The following is a 25,107-nucleotide window of genomic DNA, read 5'->3' as shown; positions in this document are numbered from 1 at the left end:
CTGATTCTAAAAAGTTTGGGATTGGATTATCAAATATTTGCTGTTGATTCAATTTTTTCCGTTACCAGGTCTTTGTATGCGACCTGTATCTTTCTTCCCAGAGATTTTTCCCATTCCCGGGGAAATATTGTTTGGTCCAGGCTATGCCATCCGATCACTTCTGCTGCAGTGCCGACGAAGAATACTGAATCTGCCTGCTTAAGGTTTTCAAGGGTGAACTGTCCTTCTTCCACCGCTATACCCATATTGCTGCATATGTCCAGTACGGTCGCCCTCGTGATGCCCGGCAGGATATTCCCTAAAGCGGGGGTGAATAATTTTCCGTCCTTCTCAAAGAATACATTGGCTCCGGGACCTTCTGCAATGAATCCGTTAATATCCATCAATAGGGCTTCATCGAATCCTTTTGCCTTTGCTTCCTGGCTGGCCAGGATGGAGTTAACATAATGGCCGGATGCTTTTGCTTCTATCTTGAATGCCTTGGGATTAGGACGTTGGAAGGAGGAGGTCATGACCCTCAGTAATTTTTCACCAAGGAAAGGTTGCATTTCCCAGGTCTCAATTACAATATGAGATTCCGTGTTAGGAGCGAAGCTCATGTTGGCAGGAGCCATTACCAAAGGACGGATATATGCGTCCTGCTGGTTGTTTTTTTCAAGGACAGCATAAGTAGCCTCGATCAATTCCTGTACACGGTAAGGATAGGGCATGTTCAATGCTTCTGCTGAACGCTGCAGCCTTTCGAAATGCTCTTCAGCCTTGAATATCCTTGTTGCACCGGAAATGGTACGGTAAGACCTGATCCCTTCAAAAACGGCATAGCCATAGTGCAGTGACTGGCTGTAATAATCCATCCTGGCTTCACTGGACTTCACCAATTGGCCGTCCAGGTACATGATCGTAGTATCGTTATAATAAGCTGCCATAATAAAGTTTTAGAGGCGGTTATGGTATGAAGCATAAAAAAGCGGTCCGCCTTTTTGGAGGCGGACCGCTTGTATTTAGACTTGGTATTTATTTACAAACTAATGCCACCTCCTTGCAGCGCAGGAATAATCACCACCACCACAATAATGATTGCGTTCAAAAGAATGGCGATATGATTTTTTCTTGCCTGCATTTCGAGGAAGTGTTACACGAATATAACACAGCCCCGTCATTCTATGAAAAGAACTTTTGGATATCAGATAATAGTTGATTTTCTCAACTGGATATTTTCGGGGTGCAATTCTGTAGGGAACTTATCCTGTACGAAATCGCTGATCAATTCCCCGATGGTAGAGGTGAAGTAAAAATTCACTGGGTCTATATCCTTGGTCACAAATCCATTCTCCAGTGTCCACTGTACACCTTGTCTAACTTTTTCAGCCTCCTTGCCCAGACCAAAATGATCAAGCAACATAGCAGCTGAAAGGATGGATCCCAGTGGGTTGGCAATATCCTTACCTGCAGCCTGGGGATAGGAACCATGGATGGGCTCAAACAGGGCGCCACCATTGCCTACGGAAGCAGAGGGTAACATACCCAGGGAGCCGGTGATCACACTTGCTTCATCGCTAAGGATATCGCCAAACATGTTCTCTGTAAGGATCACATCAAATTGTTTGGGATTCAGGATCAACTGCATGGCAGCATTGTCCACGAAAAGAAAATCAACGGTCACCTCCGGATACTGTGATGCCATTTGCTGAACAACCTTGCGCCACAAACGGGAAGTTTCCAGAACATTCGCCTTGTCTACAAGGGTCAGTTTCTTCCTTCTTTGTTGTGCGGCTTTAAAAGCCAGGTGGGCAATGCGTTCGATCTCTTCGCGGGAATAAACACAATCGTCAGAAGCCTTATTGCCATCCTCGCTTATGGTCTTGTTGCCGAAATAGATGCCGCCGGTCAATTCCCTGTAGATCACGCAATCCACACCATCCAATTGCTTGGGCTTAAGCGGTGATAGATGCTGGAGCGCGGCATAGGTGCTAACGGGCCTGATATTGGCATACAGTTGCAATGACTTCCTTAGCTTAAGCAGCCCTTGTTCTGGACGTACCTTGGCGTTGGGGTCATTGTCATATTTCGGGTGCCCGATTGCGCCAAACAATATGGCATCGCTGTTCAGGCAAATTTCAATGGTTTCATCAGGTAATGGATTACCGGTTTTATCTATGGCATCTGCACCCATCAAACAATGGGTGTAGTGAAATTTATGGCCAAACTGGTGTGCTATCGCGTTCAATACTTTTATCGATTGCTCGGTTACTTCAGGACCAATACCGTCTCCGTTGATGACCGCGATATTTTTTTCTACTCCCATAGCAAGCTGACTTTTAGATTCGGTTTAATAATTTGTTTTCAATAGGGGTGTTCAATCAATACTGTTATTTATTATGCTTCAACCGGGATAGGTTGGTGAGCTGTTGCCAACGCAACCAGGTCATCATCACTCACTTCCTTTTTGGTATCTGCTACCTGCAGGAACTTTTCATACAATACGTCAATGTCATTACGGGTGAACGCGTAGCCTAGTTTCTGGAAACGATAGGCAAGGGCGCTCCTGCCGCTCCGGGCGGTCAATACGATCTTGCTGCTTTCGGCCCCAACTTCTTCGGGTGCAATGATCTCGTAGGTCTGGGTGTCCTTGAGGAAACCGTCCTGGTGGATACCGGAAGAATGGGAGAAGGCATTGGCCCCAACGATCGCCTTGTTTGGCTGAACCGGCATACGCATGGTTTCGGAAACCTTCCTGCTCATGGGATTCAGTTGACGGGCATTGATATTGGTATGGAAGCCCAGGGTGGATTGGTGTTGTTTCAGGATCATCACCACTTCTTCAAGTGAAGTGTTTCCAGCCCTTTCACCGAGGCCATTGATGGTGCACTCGATCTGGCGTGCCCCTGCGATCACTCCGGCAATGGAGTTGGCAGTGGCCAGTCCAAGGTCATTATGGCAATGGCAGGAGAGGACTGCCTTATCCACATTGGGGACATTATTGATGAGGTAGGCTATTTTCTCACCATACTGGTGGGGAAGGCAATAGCCGGTGGTATCAGGTATATTCACGGTGGTTGCACCGGCAGCAATTACAGCTTCTACCACCCTGGCCAGGTATTCATTGTCTGTACGCCCTGCATCTTCTGCATAAAATTCCACATCATCCGTGAAGTTCCTTGCCCATTTCACGCACTGGATGGCGCGCTGGAGGATATCTTCCCTGGTAGAATTGAATTTTGCCTTGATGTGGTAGTCAGAAGTGCCGATCCCGGTATGGATACGCTTGCGTGCAGCAGGCTTCAGTGCTTCCGCGGCTACCTCAATATCTTTTTGCACTGCACGGCTCAGGCCGCAAACAGTGGCATTTTTAACGAGTTTGGCAATTTCATTGACCGCATCGAAATCGCCTGGCGAGGAGATGGGGAATCCTGCTTCCAGGATATCAACTCCAAGGGCTTCCAATTCGAGGGCCAGTTCAATCTTTTCTTTCTTATTTAGCTTGCAACCGGGTACTTGTTCGCCATCGCGAAGTGTAGTGTCAAATATGAATATCCTATTATTCATGTGGATGGTGATTTGATAAAAAAAGCAGGCCAAGTATTTTCGTTTTGCTTGCTATGGGGACAAATACAAGGACCTGCACTTCGAAAGTACCACCCAATAAATGGCAGAAGAAATCAAAATGCCCCGTATATTACAGTCCGTAAACCCTTGTTTTTGACCTGTAATGCAGGCTGGTAAAGGGTTTTAAATTCCCGGAATTACGATGCCCAACAAACCTATAGATGCCTTATTTCAATTGGTAAAGTCCCTTGAGAAGTCTGAAAAGCGGAATTTCAAGCTCTATGTGACCCGGAATACCGCTGCTGAGAACCTGAAGGTGATAGAGCTGTTTGATGCGTTGGACAAGATGAGTGAATACGACGAATCGATATTGCTGAAACGGACCAAGGGGATCAAAAAGCAGCAACTGTCGAACCTGAAGGCCCATTTGTACCGGCAGATACTATCCAGTCTCCGGCTGATCCGGGATGAGCAGAATATTGATATCCAGCTCCATGAACAGATGGGTTTTGCCAGGATCCTCTATAACAAGGGCCTTTACCTGCAAAGCCTGAAAGTGCTGGACAAGCTGAAGGAAATGGCCCGCCAATATAACCAGATCACTTTCCAGCTGCAGGCCATTTTCTTTGAAAAAAAGATCGAAGCCCTTCATATTACCCGAAGCAGTGAGAACCGGGCCTCCTCCCTGGTGGAAGAAGCAGACCATGTACTGGGTGCGCTGGAGCTAACCAGTGCCAGTTCCAACCTGTCCTTGATGTTGTATGACTGGTATATCAGGCATGGTCATGCGAGGAATAAAAGGGACGAGGAGGAGTTGGATAAGTTCTTTGCCCGCCATCTTCCCGATGGGGCGGGTAAGGGAAAAGGATTTTACGAACGTTTGTATGTTTACCAGTCCTATTGTTGGTACGCCTTCATCCGCCAGGATTACCTGATGTATTATCGTTATACCCAGAAATGGGTGGATGTATTTGAACAGCACCCCGAGATGATCCGGGTAGAGACCCTGCAGTTCATTAAAGGGCTGCATAACCTGTTGAGTGCCCATTTCGACCTTCGGAATGAGGCCGGCTTTGCCAAAACACTGAAAAGGTTTGAAGAGTTGGACCAGGAGCCAATTGTGCAGGAAAATGATAATAACAGGATACAATCCTTTGTTTATCTCCAACAGGCCAGGATCAACCAGTATTTTCTGCGGGGCACCTTCACGGAAGGGCTTGACCTGGTTCCCTACCTGGAAGAAAAATTGGAGGAATATAAGTTACAACTCGACCGCCACCGGATTCTGATCTTTTATTACAAGATAGCCTGCCTGTATTTCGGCAGCGGGGAGAACGAAAAGGCCATTGACTACCTCCAGAAGATCATCAACTGGAAGGTTGACCTGAGGACCGACCTGCAGTGTTATGCCCGGTTATTGCACCTGATCGCCCATTATGAGCTGGGCAATGTGGATATCCTGGAGTACCTGATCAAATCGGTCTACCGCTTTATGGCCAAGATGGGCAGCCTGAGCCCGGTGGAGGAGGAGATGTTCAAATTCCTGAGGAAGTCATTCGGGCATTCCCCGGCATCCATCAAGGAAGCTTTCCGGAAGTTATTGGCCAAAATCAAGCCTTACGAGAACGACCCGCATGAAACCAGGACCTTTGCCTACCTGGATGTGATCTCCTGGCTGGAAAGTAAAGTGGAGGGCATCCCGGTTCAGGAGGTGATCAGGAAGAAATATGAACGGGGCCGCAAAGGAAAGGGATAGGCCATACCGGGAGGCAGGAAGCGTTATCAGTGTTTCCTTACTCCCATTCTATATATTACCTGTTGAGTCACCAGTTGGGTTTCAGGCAAATGCCAAACGGAGGTTCAAGCTCCCCGGGCACTTTAAAATTCCCGGGAATTAAATTCACATTTCATTATTCCCCCTTGTTTCTTATCTTTGCCCACTATTTAAGTTGGGAAAGCTAGGTGTGTTCCATATAAAGTATTGAAAATGAACCTGTTTCGTTGAGCCTTCAATGAGGCCTGAACGAACGGGAATTTGTATGTACAGCCACCAGTGTCCAATTAGGTAGGATCCATAAAACACAATCTGCAGTATAATCTATGGCTATCAAAAAAGAAAATCGTCCCAAATCCAACTTCTCCAAGATCACGATTGGATTGGCCTCGCCCGATTCAATCCTGGAAAAGAGTTACGGTGAAGTGTTGAAGCCTGAAACCATCAACTACCGTACGTACAAGCCGGAGCGCGACGGTTTGTTCTGCGAAAGGATTTTTGGTCCAGTTAAGGATTACGAGTGTGCCTGTGGCAAGTATAAGCGTATCCGTTACAAGGGCATTGTGTGCGACCGTTGTGGTGTTGAAGTTACCGAGAAGAAAGTGCGTCGTGAGCGCATGGGCCATATCAAGTTGGTAGTGCCTGTAGTACATATCTGGTACTTCAAGAGCCTTCCCAACAAGATCGGTTACCTCCTGGGCATGAGCTCCAAGAAACTGGAGAGCATTGTTTACTACGAGCGTTTTGTGGTGATCCAGCCTGGTATCCGCACCGATAAGGGACAGAATGTTGGTGACCTGCTGACCGAGGAAGAATACCTCGAGATCCTGGAAACCCTGCCAAAAGATAACCAGTACCTGCCTGATGAGGACCCCAACAAATTCATCGCGAAGATGGGTGCTGAGGCGGTTCATGACCTGCTGGCCAGGATCGACCTGGATCAGTTGAGCTATGACCTGAGGAATGCTGCAGCTACCGAAACATCTCAGCAGCGTAAGGCTGATGCCTTGAAGCGCCTGAGTGTGGTAGAAGCCTTCCGTGATGCCAATAGCCGTATCACCAACCGTCCTGAGTGGATGGTAATGCAATATATCCCTGTCATTCCACCGGAACTGCGTCCATTGGTTCCCCTGGATGGTGGCCGTTTTGCGTCTTCCGACCTGAACGACCTTTACCGCAGGGTGATCATCCGTAACAACCGCTTGAAGCGTTTGCTGGAGATCAAAGCCCCTGAAGTGATCCTGCGTAACGAAAAGCGTATGCTGCAGGAAGCCATCGATTCCCTGTTCGATAACAGCCGTAAGTCAAATGCAGTAAAGGCTGAAGGTGGCCGGGCCCTGAAGTCCCTTTCAGATGTCCTGAAGGGTAAGCAAGGTCGTTTCCGCCAGAACCTGTTGGGTAAGCGTGTTGACTACTCCGGCCGTTCTGTAATCGTGGTTGGTCCTGAACTTAAAATGCACGAGTGCGGTCTGCCCAAGGATATGGCTGCTGAATTGTTCAAGCCATTTATTATCCGTAAGCTGATCGAAAGGGGTATTGTAAAAACTGTTAAGAGTGCCCGTAAACTGGTAGACAAAAAGGAACCGGTTATTTGGGACATACTTGAAAATATCCTGAAAGGTCACCCGGTATTGTTGAACCGTGCCCCAACGTTGCACCGTTTGTCAATCCAGGCCTTCCAGCCCAAGTTGATCGAAGGAAAAGCGATCCAACTGCACCCATTGGTAACCACGGCGTTCAACGCGGACTTCGATGGTGACCAGATGGCAGTTCACGTTCCCCTGAGCAACGCTGCCATCCTGGAGGCACAATTGCTGATGTTGTCTTCACACAACATCCTCAACCCTCAGAATGGTACACCAATTACCCTGCCTTCACAGGACATGGTACTTGGTCTGTATTACATCACCAAGGGCAAGAAGAATACCGAAACAGAAACCGTTCGCGGTGAAGGAATGGCCTTCTATTCCCCTGAGGAAGTGATGATCGCCTATAATGAAGGTCGTATCGACCTGCATGCTTGGATCAAGGTAAAAACCAATGTGCGTAACAGCGCAACTGGTGAACTGGAAAAGAAACTGATCGAGACCACTGTTGGTCGTGTGATGTTCAACCAGTTTGTTCCACATGAAGTAGGGTATGTGAATGCACTGCTGACCAAGAAGAGCCTTCGTGAGATCATTGGCGACATCATTAAGATCACCAATGTGCCAAAGACTGCCAAGTTCCTTGATGACATCAAGCAGCTTGGTTTCCGTATGGCCTTCCGTGGTGGTTTGTCATTCAACCCGCAGGATTTGATCATCCCGCAGGTGAAAGAGGAATTGCTGGAGCAAGCCAAGTCTGAAGTTGATGAAGTGTGGGATAACTATAACATGGGTCTGATCACCAATAACGAACGTTATAACCAGATCGTAGACATTTGGTCACGTGTGGATACCCGTATCACTGAAACCCTGATCAGGGAAATGGCTAATGATAAGCAGGGCTTCAACTCTGTTTACATGATGCTGGATTCAGGTGCCCGTGGTTCCAAGCAGCAGGTTAAGCAGCTGGCTGGTATCCGTGGTCTGATGGCCAAGCCCCGTAAGAGTGGATCTACCGGTTCCGAGATCATCGAGAACCCAATCCTTTCCAACTTTAAGGGTGGTCTGAACGTATTGGATTACTTCATTTCTACCCACGGTGCCCGTAAGGGTCTTGCGGATACGGCCCTTAAGACAGCTGATGCCGGTTACCTTACCCGTCGTCTGGTTGACGTTGCCCAGGATGTGGTGATCACTGAAGAAGATTGTGGAACCCTCCGTGGTATAGCTACTTCAGCACTGAAGGATAATGAAGATGTAATTGAACCGCTGAAAGATAGGATCGAAGGTCGTACTTCACTGCATAATGTGTACGATCCCCAGACCGAAGAGCTGATCGTTGCAGCTGGTGAAGAGATCACTGCAGACCTCGCTACCCGCATCGAAGAAGCAGGCATTGAAATTGTTGAGATCCGTTCCGTTCTTACCTGCGAAAGCAAGCGTGGCGTGTGCGTTAAGTGTTATGGTAAGAACCTGGCAACTGGTTATACTGCTCAGCGTGGTGATGCAGTAGGTATCATCGCTGCCCAGTCGATCGGTGAACCCGGTACCCAGCTGACACTGCGTACCTTCCACGTGGGTGGTGTTGCGGGCTCTGCTTCTGTTGAATCTACGCTTTATGCCAAGTTCGATGGAACCATGCAGTTTGATGGTCTGCGTACGGTAACCACCGAGAACAATGAAGGTGAAAAAGTGCAGGTAGTTATCGGCCGTACTGGTGAGATCCGTTGTATGGATGTGAAGAATGACCGTTTGTTGAATGTGGTGAATATCCCATACGGTTCTACCCTTATTGTGAAGGATGGTCAGCAGGTGAAGAAAGGAGACCCGATCTGTAGCTGGGATCCGTTCAACAACGTTATCATCGCTGAAATTGCCGGAGCTGTTAAGTTTGAGAATGTTATCGAAGGTATCACCTACCGTGAGGAAGCCGATGAACAAACCGGCCACCGCGAGAAAGTGGTAATCGAAACCAAGGATAAGACCAAGATCCCTTCTATCCTGCTCGAGGGGAAGGAGATCAAGTCATACAACCTGCCTGTTGGATCTCACATCATCATGGAAGAAGGTACAGAGGTGAGAGCCGGACAGGTGCTTGTGAAGATCCCCCGTGTACTGGGCAAGCTGCGTGATATCACCGGTGGTCTGCCACGTGTAACTGAATTGTTTGAAGCCCGTAACCCGGGTAACCCTGCTATCGTTTCTGAAATTGATGGTGTGGTGGCATTTGGTTCTATCAAGCGTGGTAACCGCGAGATCATTGTGGAGGCCCGCGATGGTGTAACCAAGAAGTACCTCGTTCCTTTGACGCGCCAGATCCTGGCACAGGATGGTGACTTCGTTAAAGCTGGTGTTGCCCTGTCTGATGGACAGATCGCGCCAAGTGATATCCTGGCCATTAAAGGACCTTTTGCAGTACAGGAATACGTAGTAAATGAGATCCAGGAAGTTTACCGACTCCAGGGTGTGCGTATCAACGATAAGCACATTGAAGTGATCGTTCGCCAGATGATGAAAAAGGTATCTATTGTTGATCCGGGTGACACCAAGTTCCTGGAAGATGATACTGTAGATAAATTTGAATTCATTGAAGAGAATGACTGGATATTCGACAAGAAGGTAGTAACGGATCCGGGTGAAAGCACCAGGATGCGTGCCGGCCAGATCACCAGCTTGCGTGAACTGCGTGAAGAGAATTCTATCCTGCGTCGTTCAGACAAGAAACTGGTAGAATTCCGTGATGCCAAGTCTGCAACTTCCCATCCGATGTTGCTGGGTATCACCAAGGCTTCACTGGGCGTTCAAAGCTGGATCTCCGCAGCATCATTCCAGGAAACTACCAAGGTGTTAAGCACCGCAGCTATCCAGGGCAAGACCGACGATATGCTGGGCCTGAAGGAAAACGTGATCACTGGTCACCAGATCCCTGCAGGTACTGGTTTGCGCGAGTTCGAAAACATGATCGTAGGCAGCAAGGAAGAGTACGAACTGCTCCAGACTACCCGCGAAGCCATGAACTTCGACGAAGAAGAATAATCCTGAGGATAAATATGAATATGAAAGTAGGAAGTCATGTACTTCCTACTTTTTTTCTTAGCGGCCTATTGTTTGCAACATGGTTGAATAGCGTGGTTAAAGCGTTAAAATTCAAAAGAATTTAGAACCACTCTGTCCGCAATCTCACTAAACCCCTTATATTGCCATTTATCAAAACGAATTTCATGAAGCAACTTTCCCTTGTGTTAAGCGTAGTAGCTGTACTGGCCAGTGGTGTGGCTATTTTCAAAAGTATTGGAGGCGATAAGAAAAGCCAGGACCAGGCCTCAACAAAAACAGAAACTGCAGCAGAAGACAAGCAATTCACTATTGCTTATTTTGATATTGATTCCCTCCAGGGGAAATATGAATATTTCAAGGATGCATTGGCCCAATTGAAAGTAAAGGAGGAGGCTATGAATAACGAACTTTCCGCTCTGGAGCGTTCCTACCAGAAGAAGATAGGGGAGTGGCAACAGAAAGGTGCAACCATGAGCCAGGCAGAAGCCGATGCTGTACAGCGCGAGTATGCGCAGATGCAACAGAATTACCAGCAACGCCGAATTACCCTTGAGCAGCAGTTGGAGAACCTGAAAATGGATTACAAGAAGAATATCAAGACCAAGATCGAAGCGTACCTGAAGGAATTCAACAAGTCAAGGGGATACTCTTATATTATTTCTTATGAGCCTGAGCTGATGTTCTATAAGGATACTATTTACAATATTACCGACGACCTGATCGAAGGTCTTAACAAGGAATACAAGAAGAAGTAAGACTTCCGAAAGGGCTAATATATCTAAAGGAGATGGAGCAAAGGTTCTTTCTCCTTTTTTGTTGGCTAGATCCCCTCTTGATGCTTGGGATTTACTTTATTATTTATCTTTCTGCCAATAACTGCTTTATGACCAATTCCAACGCTAGTTTTAAACCAACCCTTGGTTTGCTGGATGCCACCATGATCGTTGCGGGCTCCATGATCGGTTCAGGTATTTTCATTGTTAGTGCAGACATTTCCCGGAATGTGGGAAGTGCCGGGTGGTTGGTATTTGTTTGGCTGCTTACCGGTTTTATGACGCTTACGGCAGCATTGAGTTATGGTGAACTCAGTGCCATGTTCCCCAAGGCAGGTGGACAGTATGTTTACCTGAAAGAAGCCTACAATCCGTTAGTTGGGTTCCTTTATGGGTGGAGCTTTTTTGCGGTCATCCAAACGGGAACAATTGCAGCAGTAGGTGTCGCCTTCTCCAAATTCGCTGCCTACCTGTTTCCCTCCCTCAGTGAGAAAGTGTTACTGGTGGACCTTCCCTATTTGCACGTATCATCCGCCCAGCTGGTTTCCATCATTATGGTAGTCCTGCTGACGTATATCAATACAAGGGGGGTGAAGGAAGGCAAGCTTATCCAGACCACTTTCACCTTAGCGAAATTGCTGGCCCTGTTTGGACTGATCATCTTTGGCTTGTTGCTTGCTGCAAAGGCAGATATCTGGAACGGTAACTGGGCTGATGCCTGGAGTTTTGGGAAACTGGAGAAAACAGAAGGTGGTGATGACCTGGTATTTGTCGGGGAAGCCTTAAAGAAAACATCATACGAAAGCTGGTTTGCGATAGTTGGGGCTATTGCTGCTGCGATGGTTGGCTCGGTTTTCAGCAGCGATGCATGGAACAATGTAACCTTCATTGCCGGCGAGATCAAAAGGCCTGAAAGGAATATTGGCCTTAGCCTTTTCCTGGGCACGCTGATCGTTACCATAATCTATGTTTCAGCGAACATCATGTATACGGCAGTACTGCCACTCAATGAGATCGCCTTTGCAGAGAATGACCGGGTGGCTGTTGCAGCATCCAAGAATATCTTTGGGAATGCAGGAACAGATGTGATTGCCATCATGATCATGATCTCAACTTTTGGTTGCAATAACGGGTTGATATTGGCCGGCGCAAGGGTATATTATACTATGGCTAAGGATGGGTTGTTTTTCCGCCAGGTGGGATTCCTGAACGGCAATGGGGTGCCTGATAAGGCCCTTTGGATCCAGTGTATCTGGACCTGTATCCTTTGCCTTAGCGGAAAGTATGGCGATCTCCTGGATTATGTGGTTTTTGTGGTATTGATCTTTTATATCCTGACCATCCTTGGGATTTTCAGGTTGAGGAGGCAGAGACCCGAAATGCCCAGGCCTTATAAGGCTTTTGGTTACCCGGTATTGCCGGCCATCTATATTTTGTTGGCGACTGCCATGTGCGTGGCCTTGCTGTTTACAAAACCCAAATTTTCATCCTTTGGATTGGTTATCGTACTGATCGGGATTCCCCTGTATTACCTGGCAGTGGCCAATAAAAAGGTGGCGAAAGGGGAGTCTTGATAGGGGTTTCGTGATACTCTTTCTATATTTGCCGCATGAATTTCGAGCAACTATTCCAGGCTTTTTCACAAATAAAAGTAGGCGTCATCGGGGATGTAATGCTTGACACCTATTGGTGGGGGCATGTGGACAGGATATCCCCGGAAGCACCCGTGCCCATTGTAGCCCTGGATAAGCGTGAACTTAGGATTGGAGGGGCAGGCAATGTTGCACTCAACCTGGTTGCCCTCGGCGCCAGGGTCAATATCTTTTCCGTAATGGGGGAAGACAGTGATGGCAGGCAGTTGGACCAGTTGCTCACCGATAGCGGCATTGATACCTCCTATATCATTTTTAGTCACCAGCGGAAGACTACCAATAAAGTGCGGATCATTAGCCGTAACCAACAAATGATGCGGCTGGATTCAGAAACAGTTGCCGATCTCTTACCTGATGTGGAAGAGGCGATTTTTGACCGTGTGAAGGATTATATCATCCAGGAATCCCCCAAGGTCATCATCTTTGAAGATTACAATAAGGGAGTCCTGACCGAAAGCCTGATCCAAAAAGTAATTGCTTTGTGTCGCGAGCATAATGTCATTACAACGGTTGATCCAAAGAAAAAGAACTTTTTCAGCTATAAGGGAGTCGATATATTCAAGCCCAACCTCAAGGAAGTAAAGGAGGGATTGAATGTAAGCCTTGAAGAGGTAAATGAGGCTTCCATGCAAAGGGTCCACCAGTTGTTAAAGGAGAAACTTGACCATAAAATATCATTCATTACGCTTTCCGAGAAAGGAGTATTCTACGATGCCGGAACCAATTCCAGGATCATTCCCTCCCATTTGAGGAATATCGCTGATGTGTCTGGGGCAGGTGATACTGTTATCGCTGTAGCCAGCCTGGTTTATGCTACAACAGGCAATGTTGACCTGTTTGCTGAGATGGCAAATATTGCAGGTGGATTGGTTTGCGAAGAAGTGGGTACAGCTGCAATCAATAAGGAGAGGTTGCTAAAGGAATGCAAATTATTATTGGGATAGGGAGCCACCCAAAATGATAGGGACCGGACCTAATTGTAGACCCTCACTTTTTGAAATCCCATTGTATGTAGGAATCCAGACATTACCTTCAATGCCTGCTCATCGGCTTTATTCAGGATGCCTTGTTCCAGGGCTCTTATCCTGAGTAATTCTTTTGCTTTTAGTTTGACCTTGGTAACCGCTTCCGGTGACCAGTTTCCTGTTTCCATGAAGGTTTCCGTGTCGGACGGATTAATAATGATATCCAGGATAACGGCCCTGGGTAAACGCAAAGAGATGGAATCCTCGCGGATGAATATATCCTTTTCAGAAAGTCTTGAAAGGTCAGCCCCCGCCATAACCTTTCCCCGCGCCACAAGTACAATTTTGTCCACGGCCATTCCCGGCATGGGGAGGGTCATATGCAGTATATTTCTCAAACTACCTGTTTCAGCAGGTTTTACTTCACTGATCACCACTTCATCCATGGAGGTAACGGTAAATAGTTGGTTGAGTGACTTTATCTCAGTGATCAATACAGGAGTATCATCTATTAATAGTGGGGATGATTTGAACAGGCTGCCAAAGCCTAGGTCCGGATTTATTTTTCCCGCGATCCACCATATCAAGGTGATGGAGGCTACGAGGAGGATTAGTCTGATGGTCCACTTGATCATAAGGCAGGGTTTGTAGGCTGGCTTTTAGAAAAACGGATCTGCACTTCATCATAACCGATTTGCCGCAGGATCCCAGTCAGTGCATTTTTAGTGTTGACCATGGTTTGGTCATATATTCCCATCTGGGGTATGGCATCCCTGACCTGTTTCTCTGCCTGGCTCAGCAATGCATCCCTCTCTGTATTGTCAAATTCCATCCTGAACATCCCGATTTCTTCATATTCCACTTTGATCTTTTCAGGGGGCATGTTGAAGGAAATGATCCTGGGTGGTGGGAGGACCAGGGAAATGGACTTTCCTGAAATGGTAATGTCTTCTGGTTGTATGCCTTTAAGGTCTATACCGGCTTTGATGATGGTTTGGGTGGATAGGAGGATCTTCCTTTCGCCGAATTTGTACCAATCGCGGTTATCGTTCGCTTTTACAATTTTAGTGACAGTGTATTCAGTAGTTGCGAGTTCGCTCATTTCCCTCAAAGCAAGTACCCTTTGTTTAGGGTCAGGCGTGGAGCAGGCGCATACCATTAATAAAAGCGCATAAGCATAATGCTTAAAAATACCCATATTTGCAAGTTACTGATTTCGTATTTTGGCACATGGAAAAGTTTGCTGTCATAGTTGCCGGGGGATCCGGTTTGAGGATGGGTACCACCGTACCCAAGCAGTTTTTGTTGCTTAGGGATAAGCCGGTTTTATGGTATACCCTGACGGCCTTCCTTGATGCCTTCCAGGATATGCAGATCATCCTTGTATTGCCTGAGCAGCATTTGCGTACCGGCCAGGATATAATCCGTTCCACTTATGACCCTGACAGGATCTGGATGACCATTGGAGGGGAAACCAGGTTCCATTCCGTTAGGAATGGTTTGCAGCACATCAACAGGCATTCCATTGTATTTGTGCATGATGGCGTAAGGTGTTTACTTACCCCTGAACTGATCAGGAAATGTTACGATGCGGCAGTGGATAAGGGTAATGCCATACCGGCCATTACTGCAGTTGATACCATTCGTATTGAGACGGTGAATGGTAATGAACAGATAGACAGGAATAAAGTACGGATTATCCAAACCCCGCAAACCTTTTTCTCGGATATCATCAAGACTGCATTTGAACAGGATTACCACGAGTCATTTACCGATGAGGCCAGCGTTGTGGAGAAGCTGGGTGTAAAGATCCACCTGATCGATGGCGAAGGCAGCAATATCAAGATCACCAGGCCACTTGACCTGCTGATCGCAGAAAGGGTATTGGAAGAAAGGGAAATGGGTATATGATGAACTGTGGGTGATAACCGGATCTAAAGCGGGCCTTGGTTCTCCAATTGAACAAGGTATTTTTTCCGGAGGAGAAACCCGGCGTCATCAGTCTTTCAGCCATTTCAATGGTCCGGGTAACCTGTTCATCCTGATAGCAGGATAAAATTCTTCACTGGCCCCGAAGCCACTGTAGAAAAAGGCAAGGTTTCGGATATCAGAGCCTTCGAAATCAAGAATGAGCTCCTTGCCTGCGTAGTCCTTTATGAAAGCGTTGATCAACGCATGGGAAGCCCCAATGGTCTTACCATCCGGATGATTCCCAACCAGGATATAATAAGCCCTTTTGTGACTGAAGAAGAAAACACAGGAAGCCAGGAGTTTATTCCTGGAATTGAACAGCCCAAGGGTTTTGGCATTCCCATTCTGGTTTAAGGTCTGGTATAGCTTCGCAAATCTCGCATAATCATCAACAGAAGTTTTATCCCCTGGTTGGAACTCCCTTGCCAGGGCAATCACCTCATCAACTCTGATATCATAGCGTTGAGCGGGATCAAGCTGAAGGCATTTCCTGATATTGCGTTTATTATTTTCCCTGAATGCCTCATAGAGGGTTTCATATGGCTTATGGAGATCCAGGCAGAAATTCCTTCTTTGCTGCAGGGGAAAGGAACTGCTGTCGAATAAATTTCCATGGTTCAGGGGGAAGTCCCAATACCTGAATTTTCGTGGGATGGCGAATAGGAATTGGTCAACAAGCCTGGCATTCAGGTTATTGCCAAATACCCCAAGCGAGGCACAGAAGGCAGGATAATACAGGTAATGGATACCCCATTTCTTGCGCCAGGGCAATGGCATTACGGCTTCATAGTCATTTAGTACCAGTGCATCCCAGTTGCTGCACATCTCATCTAGGTAATGGCTATAGCCATAGATCAATCCGTTGCTTGCATTGGTAATACAAGTATTCCACAAGGTTGTATCTATTTCAGTCCTCCTGAGATGCCTGATATGTGAAATTCCTGATCTCATAAGCCAGCCTTTGCCATGATCTTCCTTGTGTTAAGTTGATGGATGTCGATACTGAATGAAATTGTTTTCCAGAACCTGTTGTCGCCAAGGGTAGATTGGTAATAATCTCGGAATACCTTGCTATAGAATACAGGTATATAAACATTCACCATTTCCCTGAATAGGCTTACCTGTATGCCTGCATCAAAAACAATTCGACTGTCTTCATAATCATCATTCCAGGCTTCAGCAAAAGTCCCTATGTCTGCAAATACCTTGATCGGTATTTTTATAGGAATGATACTAAGTGGATTTAGTTTTCGGGGGATGTCAATATTAAAATTCATTGCGGTCAACCAGTTATCGGTCTTTCCAATCTTTGAACTGAGTAGGTCCGACCTTACTTTAAAGCCGCCGTCCCTCATCATGATCTGTTGGCTCAGGAAACCATCATATTCATTCCTGCCAATGAAATAATTACTGTAGGTGTAATCTTCATAACCATTCGGGCCAGTGAGGTTGAGGTGGTACCGTTCTGTTTCAAATGCCTTGTTGGCCGTTTTGCCATTGTTGTAAAAGAACTTTCCGGCAAACAGCCTTGCCTTCAATCCGCCTTGCCTGTTGGAAAAATTAAAGAAATATTCCCCGGTGAAGGAGAGCCTTGTGAATTGCTTCGCATATTCAATATTGAGGTCTGCCTGGTAAGGGTATAATACCCTATGGTTGGCCCAGAAAAACCTTAATTGCTGCAGGGTACGATCCTGGCTGGATTTATCTATGATATCCAAGGTGTCTCCATTCTCAACAATTGTCTTGAAATTAAGGACATCTTCCCGGAAGAAGAATGATTTGAATTGGAGGAAACGCTCTGTTTTGTCCAGTGCAGATTTTTCCCTGAAGTCGATCCTGATATAGGGTGCCAATTTTTGGTAGCCCAGATTTAGGTTTTCAGCTTCAGTCGTAAAATTGTTTGTGGTAAACTTTGCGAGGTCTAACCCAGTTGAAACTTCCCTGATTCGCCCATCGAGGTATTTGTGCCAGGAAGCCCTGGCCAGGTAATTGAAAGAACCTGATTTAGTACCGTACAATGGCGCGGCAAAGAACCTGAATTTGGGTAAAGGTAATTGGTAATTATGGATAACCCCTCCCAGCATTACCCCATCATATTGATTGAAGCCAAAGAGGGGTGAAAGACTGATGTATTGAATGTTATCCGTTCCTTTCATGTTAAAGAAAGCAGTTACACGAAGCTTCTTCCTTGAAGGACCAGGAATAACCGGACCTTGCTGGGCTAACTTTTCAAATACATTGTCCAGTTGTTTACCACTTACGGTTTCAAAGCAATTTTGAAGGTCACCGGGCGATACGTGGGAGTTCTTCTTGCTGGCATAGTAATACCTGATGCTGCTATCAAATGCTTCCCTGCCTATAAGCTGTTCAATTGAGAACAGCCATTCTGCAACTTTGGAATAGTTGATGAGGCCATAGTTGGCTTCATTGAAGGCATCTGCAGGTTGGTTCGCCACCTGGTCTCTTCCCGTGCTGTAAAGGCCTGCCAAAAGCAGCTTTTCCGGATCTGCAGGTATCCTTTTTTCCAGGAAACCCGGAAGTTTTCCTGAAGGATAGTGCAGGGCCATGTAACGATTGTCGTAATAGGTGTTCAAGCCTTCATCCAGCCAGGTATGCTTTCGTTCATTATTGGCTAGTGCACCGTAAAACCAGTTGTGCCCGATTTCATGTTGAATGGTCAGGTCAAGTTCTTCAGCATTCTGGCCACCATTGACAACAGTGATGGTCGGGTATTCCATTCCCGCACTGCTTTCTGACTGCTCCCCGGAAACAACATGCACGATATCATAAGGATACTCCCCGATGCAGCTGTTCCTGAAGCGTAAGGCAGATTTGATATAGCTTATGGACTTTTCCCAGGTCTGCAGCCCTGCCGCAGTGAAATAACTGTATAGGTCTATTTGTTTTCCGGAAGGTGTGAGCAAGGTGTCTTTCTGAACCATGAAATCCTTGCTGGCAAACCATGCGAAGTCATGTACATTGTTTTGTTCGAACCTTATGGTCCTGGTGGCTTCACTCTGTTTGGTTGCTCTTACGGTATTCGACTTATTTCCAGGTGTCGGCTTTTTGTTGGGTACCGCTTTCTTCACGGACTTGTTGCCATCTTTAGTTGGGGTAGTAGTCCTATTGTTGAGAATGGAGTAGAGATAAGAACTGTCCGGTGTTTTTCCTGTTGCGGCAATGATATAATTATCAGGGGCCGTGATCGTCACCCGGTAGTCCCCAAACTCACTATAGAACTCACCCTGGTCGAGGTAGGGCATAGGATGCCAGCCATTGGCATCATATACCGCTGGTTTGGGATACCACTGGGTGATGGCATAAAACCCTTTGTGATGTCCACTCCTGGAGAATATTTGCGGCAGTTGGACATGAAATGGGGTGGAAATCCTGGTCTTTTGACCTGGAGGCAACGGGGAGGGGAGTATTATTTTGATAATATCCACGTGTTGGGGATGATCTTCAACTCTAGCAGTTTGTCCATCTACCCTGAAGTCAAGCCTGTTGACATAGCCCCGCTGGTTGTCCTGGCTGAAATAAAAGTCTGTTCTGTTATTGGTTAAGAGCTGCTCACTAAACGCTGTTTTATCATGCTTGTAGGCATTGGGCCAGATATGGAACCAAATGAATGAAAGGGAGTCAGGGCTATTATTGGTATAGATGACCTCTTCATAACCATCAAGTGTATGCGATCTTGTGTCAAGGGTTACTGTAATGGTGAAGTCAGCCTTTTGCTGGAAATAGGGCTTTTGGGCCAGGGATGCCTGGCTTAGCAGGATAAATAAGGAAGCTAGGATATAGCTTTGAATGTTCAGGCTGTTCATCAACTGTAGGATAGGGGTAAAAATAGGAGATATTTTGATAGGCAGGTGGTTGGTAAGTGTGCCAGGAATACTATTTACTTTCCTTTTCCTGAAAGTATGATACGAATGGTATGTACCATGATCTTAAGGTCCAGTGCCAATGATATGTTTTCAATGTATACCAGGTCATATTGCATCCTGTCTACCATCTCGTCAACGTTCTCTGCATAGCCGAATTGGACCATACCCCATGAGGTCAGTCCCGGTTTTACTTTTAACAGGTACTTGTAGTAGGGGTTTCTTTGAATGATCTGGTCGATATAAAACTTTCTTTCTGGCCTTGGACCAACCAGGCTCATTTCGCCAACCAGGATATTCCATAATTGCGGCAATTCGTCAAAACGCCATTTGCGCATCGTCCTGCCCCAGGGGGTGATCCGGAGGTCATTTTGTGAGGAAAGGGCTGGACCGTTAGGTTCTGCATTCTCGACCATTGACCGGAATTTGTAGATAGTGAAGGGCCTGCCTTTGAAACCTATCCTTTCCTGTTTGAACAAAATGGGACCCGGGGAAGAGAACCTTACCCTAAGAGCAACATACAAGAGAAAAGGAAACAGCAATGTCAAACCGAGGAGCGCCGCCATAAGATCAATCAACCTTTTGATGTTCTGTTGCCAGATAGGCATCAGTCCCGTCTGGATATCAGCAAGCAGGGGAGTATTGACATTATCGGTTTTGATGGAACCAGATAAAATATTCAAGGTACTGGGGATCATTTTTATTTCCACTTCCTTGTCGCTAAGGGCCTGGATGATCTTTTCGATTTGCAGGGTTTGGGCAGGTTCTATGGCTACCACTACCAGGTCAATGTCATTGTTGGCTATGGTCCTTTGGAGTTCATCGGTCCTACCCAGGTGGGGCAGGGATTGTGAAAGGCTATTGGGGGAGTCAGAAAGGTACCCAACATAGGTATAGCCACCGTTTTTCAATTGTGACCTGGTTTCCCTGAATATCCGCTCTGCTATGGCGGTTTCCCCAACGAGCAGGCTGTTGAACCGGATGCTCCCGTTTAGCAGTTGTGATTTGGCCCGCTGCAACAGGTACCACCTTCCCAGGAAGGTAATACTGGTTTGAAGGAAGAGAAAACTTGCAAAAGCAGAATAATAATAATAAAGGGTCCTTTGCTCATCATTCAACACGATCCCAAAGAATACAATGGTGCAGCCGATCAGGCTGGCTATTACTGTAGTGGTAAACTCCTGAAGCCTTGATTTTTTATATAAGGACCTATAGCTCCCGATCAGGTAATAAAAACCTACCCATGCAAAAGGCAGGATGGCGAGCCCAAGCAGGAAGCCTTCATTCAGGAAGAGTCGTCCGTTTTGTACCAGGGGGAAGCCTAAAAGGTTATTCCTGATCAGGAAGAAAATGAACCAGACCAGGAAGGCTGCGAGATAATCGCATAGTACATACAATAAGGGTGATATAGATGCTTGGTTGCGTTGGGGCATCAGGTATTGATAGTGTTATTCCGGATCTTGTGGAGAATCTGGTGGGCTACTTCCATGGCACGGAACCCGTCTACCTCAGAAACTATGGTTGGGGTATTGTTCAGGATCGCGTCCCTGAATTGTTCCAGTTCCATTTTAATGGCATTCACCTCGGGTACAAGAGGATTGGCAACAGCAATGGTCTTCTTCCCTTTAGGAGTGTCGATATCGAACTCAAAGACGTTCTCATCCTTTGCGCCCTTGAGCCTGATCACTTCTGTCTTTTTATTCAGGAAGTCGATGCCCACATAGGCATCTTTCTGGAAAAGGCGCATTTTGCGCATTTTCTTCATGGATATCCTGCTGGAGGTAAGGTTGGCCACACAGCCATTGTTGAATTCTATCCGCACGTTAGCGATATCAGGGGTGTCCGTCATTACGGCAACCCCGCTGGCAGATACATTTTTCACCTCACTCTTCACCATGCTGAGTATAATGTCAATATCATGGATCATCAGGTCCAGGATAACGCTTACTTCTGTTCCCCTTGGATTGAACTGCGCGAGGCGATGGACCTCGATGAACATGGGGTTAAGTTCAAGGTTCCTGGTTGCCAGGAAGGCGGGATTGAACCTCTCTACATGGCCTACCTGCATTTTGACATTTGATTCCTTTACCAGCTTTACCAGTTCCCTTGCCTCATCCATGGTATTGGCCAGGGGTTTTTCCACAAATACATGTTTGCCCTTCCGGATGGCCATCTGGCAGAGTTCAAAATGGAAATTGGTGGGGGCAACAATGTCAGCTGCATCGATCAGGTCCAGTAGTTCAGCGGGGGTGGCGAATCTTTTGATCTGGTACTTTTCAATTACTTCAGCAGCGATACTGTCATTGGGGTCATAGAATCCAATGATGTCAACATCCTTGATCTCTTTCCAGTTGTTCAGGTGGAACTTTCCCAGGTGACCCACACCAAAAACGCCGATTTTCAACATATTATGTAATTGTGCCGCCAAAGATAATCAAGGTGTGGGATGCTTTCTAATTTAACAATGGGTACAGAAGGGGCTCCCAGTTAAAATACAAACGTTTGTTAGTGCATTAAATTGACTGTTAATGTATTGTATACACATTAGGGTTGCTAAAAAGTGGTGCTAAAATCTTAGCACTTTATAATAAAAAATTATCCACCAAGACTTTTCAACTAGAATTATTTGTTAAATTTAACCTCGACTGCTTTTTTAAAAATTTAAGTAACAACCAAACACTGATTGCCAATGCCAAAACAAACAAAGATGCCCATATTGGGCAAGTTGCTTGCAATCCTCTTTGCATTGATCGCGCTCAATGCAAACGCTCAAAAAGCGATTTCCGGTAAATTGACCGGAAAGAACAACACTCCCTTGTCGGGTGCCACCGTATTGATCAAAGGCACTACTATTGCGACCGCTACAGACGACCAGGGTAATTTCTCCATCAACCTTCCTGAAGGAAAGAACACGCTGGTTATCAGTAGTGTTGGTTTCAAGACCAAGGAAGTGGTGGTAGGCCCCCAAACCAGTTTAACCATTGCACTCGACGAGGAAGCTGCCGGTCTGAGTGAGGTGGTGGTTACGGGTTATTCTTCACAGGCCAGGAAAAACATCGTTGGTGCTGTAAGTACCGTAAAAGGTGAACAGCTCCAGGCGGTGCAGTCTGGTAACGTTGAGCAGCAGTTCCAGGGTCGCGTACCCGGTATGACCGTTATTACCTCCGGACAGCCAGGTACTGTTAGCCAGGTGAGGATCCGTGGTTTCGGTTCTTTTACCTCTAACGACCCCATGTACATTGTGGATGGAATTCCCACTTTCAACGTGGACTTCCTGAACGCCAATGACATTGAAAGTACTACGGTACTGAAAGATGCGGCTTCTGCCTCTATCTATGGTGCCCGCGCCTCTGCCGGTGTGATTGTGATCACCACCAAGAAGGGCCGTACCGGAAGGGGAGTAAAGGTAACTTATGACATGACCTATGGTCGTACCTACCCCGGTAAGGGAATTGACATGCTGACTCCCCAGCAGCAGGCCGACATGACATGGACTGCATTGAAGAATGCTGGCCAGGCCACTACCCACCCCCAGTATGGTGCAGGTGCAACACCTGTTCTGCCTGATTACCTGAAAGTGGGTGATGAGTACGGTTTGTCTGGATTGTCCGCTAATGATCCCAGACTGGATCCTTCCAAGTTCAATGTAAACTTCGACAAGGGGCCCATTTACCAGGTGATCAAGGCCAACAAGGCCGGTACCGACTGGTATGGCGCACTTACTGATGCCGCTCCGCTGCAGAACCACACCCTTGGCTTCAGCGGTGGAAGCGATGCTGCCAAGTATTATGCAGGTATCAGCTACTACGATGAGCGTGGTACCGTAATCAACACTTTCGTTAAGCGTTACTCCCTCCGCCTGAATACAGAATTCAAGGTGGGTAAGAATGTACGCTTCGGTGAGAACTTCCAGTTCACCCATAGGGAGAACCCCAATATCGGTGGTCCTGCCGGTGAGAACGATATCATGTTCGCCCTTACCATCAACCCGCTGATCCCTGTGTATGATGAGGGTGGTGGATATGCCGGTACAACTGCCCGTGGTTTCAACAACTCCACCCAGCCTGTTGCCCGCCGTATCCGTTCCAAGGATAACAGGGGCTTCAGTGCAGGTATCTTCGGTAACCTCTATGGTGAGGTTGATTTTGCCAAGCATTTCACTTTCCGTTCCAGCTTCGGTGGTTCCTTTGTTTACTTCCAGAACCGTTTCCTGAACTACAGGACATACGAGAACTCTGAAAACGTAGGTAACTACACATTCGGCGAGGGCGCCGGTAATGTTGCCGGATGGACCTGGACCAATACAATCAAGTACTCCCAGGATTTTGGTGATCATAATGTGAACTTCATCGGTGGTATTGAAGCGATTGCTGATGGATATGCCCGTACCTTGAGTGGTCAGGGTCTGAATCCATTCTCTATCGATCCTAACTATGTTACCATTACCAACACCGATCCCAATGGTCGTTTGGTAAACAGTGGTGGCCAGCCGCTCACCAAGCTGTTTTCCCAGTTCGGTAAGGTTGACTATAGTTATGATGACCGTTACCTCCTGAGTGCAACATTGCGTCGTGATGGTGCCTCTGTATTCGGCGAGGATAACCGTTATGGTGTGTTCCCAGCCCTCTCACTCGGTTGGAGGATCACTGAAGAGAACTTCATGAAGAATATCGACTGGATCACCGAACTGAAGATCCGTGGTGGTTGGGGAAAGATGGGTAACTCCCGTATCAGCCCATCCAACCTGATCAACGCTGCCGGTGCTGCTGCTACCTTTGGTTATGACATTGGTGGTGGACAAACTTCAACCTCCCCTGGTTTGGCGATTACAAGCATTGGTAACCCATTTGCCAAGTGGGAAGGCAATACTACTGTTAACATTGGTTTCGATGGTACCTTCTTCAACAATAAGTTGGATGTGATTTTCGACTGGTACCAGCGTAAGACAGATGACCTCCTGTTCCGCGACGCTCTTCCAGCAGTAGTGGGTGACGCTACCCGTCCTTTCGTGAACATCGGTTCAATGAAGAACGGCGGTGTTGACGCGATGGTAACCTATCGCGACAGGATCGGTAAGGTGCGTTTTGAAGTAGACGGTATTTTTACCAAGTACAAGAATGAGATCACCAAGGTATCAGAAGGTACTGACTTCTTTGATGTAACCTTTACCAACCGTATTGGTGGTGGCGTTGTTCGTAACGCTAAGGGCCAGCCGGTTTCTTCTTTCTATGGCTACCAGGTAATTGGACTGTTTGCTGATGATGCAGATGTTTCTAAGTCTCCCACGCAAGATGGTGCTGCCCCTGGTCGTTTCAAATACGCCGATGTTAACGGCGATGGTGCGATCACTGCTGCAGACAGGACCTATATTGGCAACCCCAACCCTGACTTCACCTATGGTTTGAACGCCAGGGTATTCTATGCAGGCTTTGATTTTGAAGCCCTGTTCTATGGTGTAGCCGGTGGCGAGGTACTGAACTTTACCAAGTGGTTCACTGACTTCTATCCTTCCTTCGCTGGAATTGGTAAGTCTTCCCGTATGCTCGATGCCTGGACACCTGAAAACAAGAACACCTCAGTTCCAAGGGCTGAGAATATCTCTAACTTTAGCACCAACAACGTGTTGAACTCTTATTATGTAGAGGATGGCAGTTACTTCCGCCTGAGGAGCTTGAAGGTTGGTTATACTTTCAAGGAGTCTTCCATCAAGAGGTTTGGTCTGGACAGGCTGCGTCTCTTCATCCAGGGTACCAACCTGTTCACTATCACCAAGTATACCGGCACAGATCCCGCTGTAAGTGGTGTGGATACCAACTTCGGTGTTGACGTAGGTAACTACCCTGTAAACAAGCAGTTCCTGTTTGGTATAAACGTTGGACTATAATCACACGCATTTAGGAAA

16 protein-coding genes are annotated in these 25,107 nt (G+C 46.9%); 7 read left to right on the top strand and 9 right to left on the bottom strand.

Features of this window, described 5'->3' with window-relative positions; all coding sequences use genetic code 11:
* Window positions 1–29 precede the first annotated feature (29 nt).
* The 3 genes from KJS94_RS07950 to KJS94_RS07940 all read right to left on the bottom strand — a co-directional run bounded on the left by KJS94_RS07950 (window position 30) and on the right by KJS94_RS07940 (window position 3,546).
* Window positions 30–926 (bottom strand): branched-chain amino acid transaminase, encoded by an 897-nt coding sequence (locus KJS94_RS07950; protein ID WP_214447748.1) that lies wholly within the window; start codon window positions 924–926, stop codon window positions 30–32.
* A 257-nt stretch (window positions 927–1,183) separates the two neighbouring features.
* Complete coding sequence (gene leuB / locus KJS94_RS07945) at window positions 1,184–2,305, bottom strand: 3-isopropylmalate dehydrogenase (protein WP_214447749.1); 1,122 nt, start codon at window positions 2,303–2,305, stop codon at window positions 1,184–1,186.
* 71 nt (window positions 2,306–2,376) lie between these two features.
* Window positions 2,377–3,546 carry a 2-isopropylmalate synthase gene (locus tag KJS94_RS07940; protein ID WP_214447750.1) on the bottom strand — a complete coding sequence of 390 codons (1,170 nt, stop codon included), beginning with the start codon at window positions 3,544–3,546 and terminating at the stop codon, window positions 2,377–2,379.
* 202 nt (window positions 3,547–3,748) lie between these two features.
* Here KJS94_RS07940 and KJS94_RS07935 point away from each other — a divergent pair, with 202 nt between their 5' ends.
* From KJS94_RS07935 to KJS94_RS07915, 5 genes are all read left to right on the top strand, one after another.
* Window positions 3,749–5,302 carry a hypothetical protein gene (locus KJS94_RS07935; protein WP_214447751.1) on the top strand — a complete coding sequence of 518 codons (1,554 nt, stop codon included), beginning with the start codon at window positions 3,749–3,751 and terminating at the stop codon, window positions 5,300–5,302.
* 344 nt (window positions 5,303–5,646) lie between these two features.
* Window positions 5,647–9,942: a DNA-directed RNA polymerase subunit beta' gene (gene rpoC, locus KJS94_RS07930; protein ID WP_214447752.1), complete on the top strand. Its 4,296-nt coding sequence runs from the start codon at window positions 5,647–5,649 to the stop codon at window positions 9,940–9,942.
* 185 nt (window positions 9,943–10,127) lie between these two features.
* Window positions 10,128–10,718 carry an OmpH/Skp family outer membrane protein gene (locus KJS94_RS07925; protein ID WP_214447753.1) on the top strand — a complete coding sequence of 197 codons (591 nt, stop codon included), beginning with the start codon at window positions 10,128–10,130 and terminating at the stop codon, window positions 10,716–10,718.
* A gap of 128 nt (window positions 10,719–10,846) precedes the next feature.
* On the top strand, window positions 10,847–12,310 hold the full coding sequence (locus KJS94_RS07920; RefSeq protein WP_214447754.1) for an APC family permease: 1,464 nt from the start codon (window positions 10,847–10,849) through the stop codon (window positions 12,308–12,310).
* A 35-nt stretch (window positions 12,311–12,345) separates the two neighbouring features.
* A complete protein-coding gene (locus tag KJS94_RS07915) occupies window positions 12,346–13,332 on the top strand; it encodes a bifunctional heptose 7-phosphate kinase/heptose 1-phosphate adenyltransferase (RefSeq protein WP_239804336.1) in 987 nt (328 codons plus the stop codon).
* A 29-nt stretch (window positions 13,333–13,361) separates the two neighbouring features.
* Here the strand turns inward: KJS94_RS07915 and KJS94_RS07910 are convergent, their stop codons facing one another.
* Window positions 13,362–13,988, bottom strand: coding sequence for a DUF4230 domain-containing protein (locus KJS94_RS07910; protein WP_214447755.1), 627 nt, complete (start codon window positions 13,986–13,988; stop codon window positions 13,362–13,364).
* On the bottom strand, window positions 13,985–14,551 hold the full coding sequence (locus KJS94_RS07905; protein WP_214447756.1) for a DUF4230 domain-containing protein: 567 nt from the start codon (window positions 14,549–14,551) through the stop codon (window positions 13,985–13,987). The genes KJS94_RS07910 and KJS94_RS07905 overlap by 4 nt, the downstream gene beginning before the upstream one ends.
* A gap of 32 nt (window positions 14,552–14,583) precedes the next feature.
* On the opposite strand from KJS94_RS07905, the gene KJS94_RS07900 reads away from it, so the two are divergent.
* Window positions 14,584–15,264: a 2-C-methyl-D-erythritol 4-phosphate cytidylyltransferase gene (locus tag KJS94_RS07900; RefSeq protein WP_214447757.1), complete on the top strand. Its 681-nt coding sequence runs from the start codon at window positions 14,584–14,586 to the stop codon at window positions 15,262–15,264.
* 87 nt (window positions 15,265–15,351) lie between these two features.
* Here KJS94_RS07900 and KJS94_RS07895 read toward each other — a convergent pair whose 3' ends face one another.
* The 4 genes from KJS94_RS07895 to KJS94_RS07880 all read right to left on the bottom strand — a co-directional run bounded on the left by KJS94_RS07895 (window position 15,352) and on the right by KJS94_RS07880 (window position 21,612).
* Complete coding sequence (locus KJS94_RS07895) at window positions 15,352–16,275, bottom strand: GNAT family N-acetyltransferase (RefSeq protein WP_214447758.1); 924 nt, start codon at window positions 16,273–16,275, stop codon at window positions 15,352–15,354.
* On the bottom strand, window positions 16,272–19,148 hold the full coding sequence (locus KJS94_RS07890) for a M1 family metallopeptidase (protein ID WP_214447759.1): 2,877 nt from the start codon (window positions 19,146–19,148) through the stop codon (window positions 16,272–16,274). Before KJS94_RS07890 ends, KJS94_RS07895 begins: the two co-directional genes overlap by 4 nt.
* Window positions 19,149–19,222: 74 nt before the next feature.
* Window positions 19,223–20,638, bottom strand: coding sequence for a sugar transferase (locus KJS94_RS07885; RefSeq protein ID WP_214447760.1), 1,416 nt, complete (start codon window positions 20,636–20,638; stop codon window positions 19,223–19,225).
* The gene (locus tag KJS94_RS07880) at window positions 20,638–21,612 is read right to left on the bottom strand and encodes a Gfo/Idh/MocA family protein (protein WP_214447761.1); all 975 of its coding nucleotides are present in this window, start codon (window positions 21,610–21,612) and stop codon (window positions 20,638–20,640) included. Before KJS94_RS07880 ends, KJS94_RS07885 begins: the two co-directional genes overlap by 1 nt.
* Window positions 21,613–21,894: 282 nt before the next feature.
* Here KJS94_RS07880 and KJS94_RS07875 point away from each other — a divergent pair, with 282 nt between their 5' ends.
* A complete protein-coding gene (locus tag KJS94_RS07875) occupies window positions 21,895–25,089 on the top strand; it encodes a SusC/RagA family TonB-linked outer membrane protein (protein ID WP_214447762.1) in 3,195 nt (1,064 codons plus the stop codon).
* Window positions 25,090–25,107 lie beyond the last annotated feature (18 nt).

The organism is Flavihumibacter rivuli, from assembly GCF_018595685.2.
GTDB classification, from domain to species: domain Bacteria; phylum Bacteroidota; class Bacteroidia; order Chitinophagales; family Chitinophagaceae; genus Flavihumibacter; species Flavihumibacter rivuli.
Note: the sequence above shows the minus strand (reverse complement) of the source record. Positions and strands in the feature narration are given on the sequence as shown.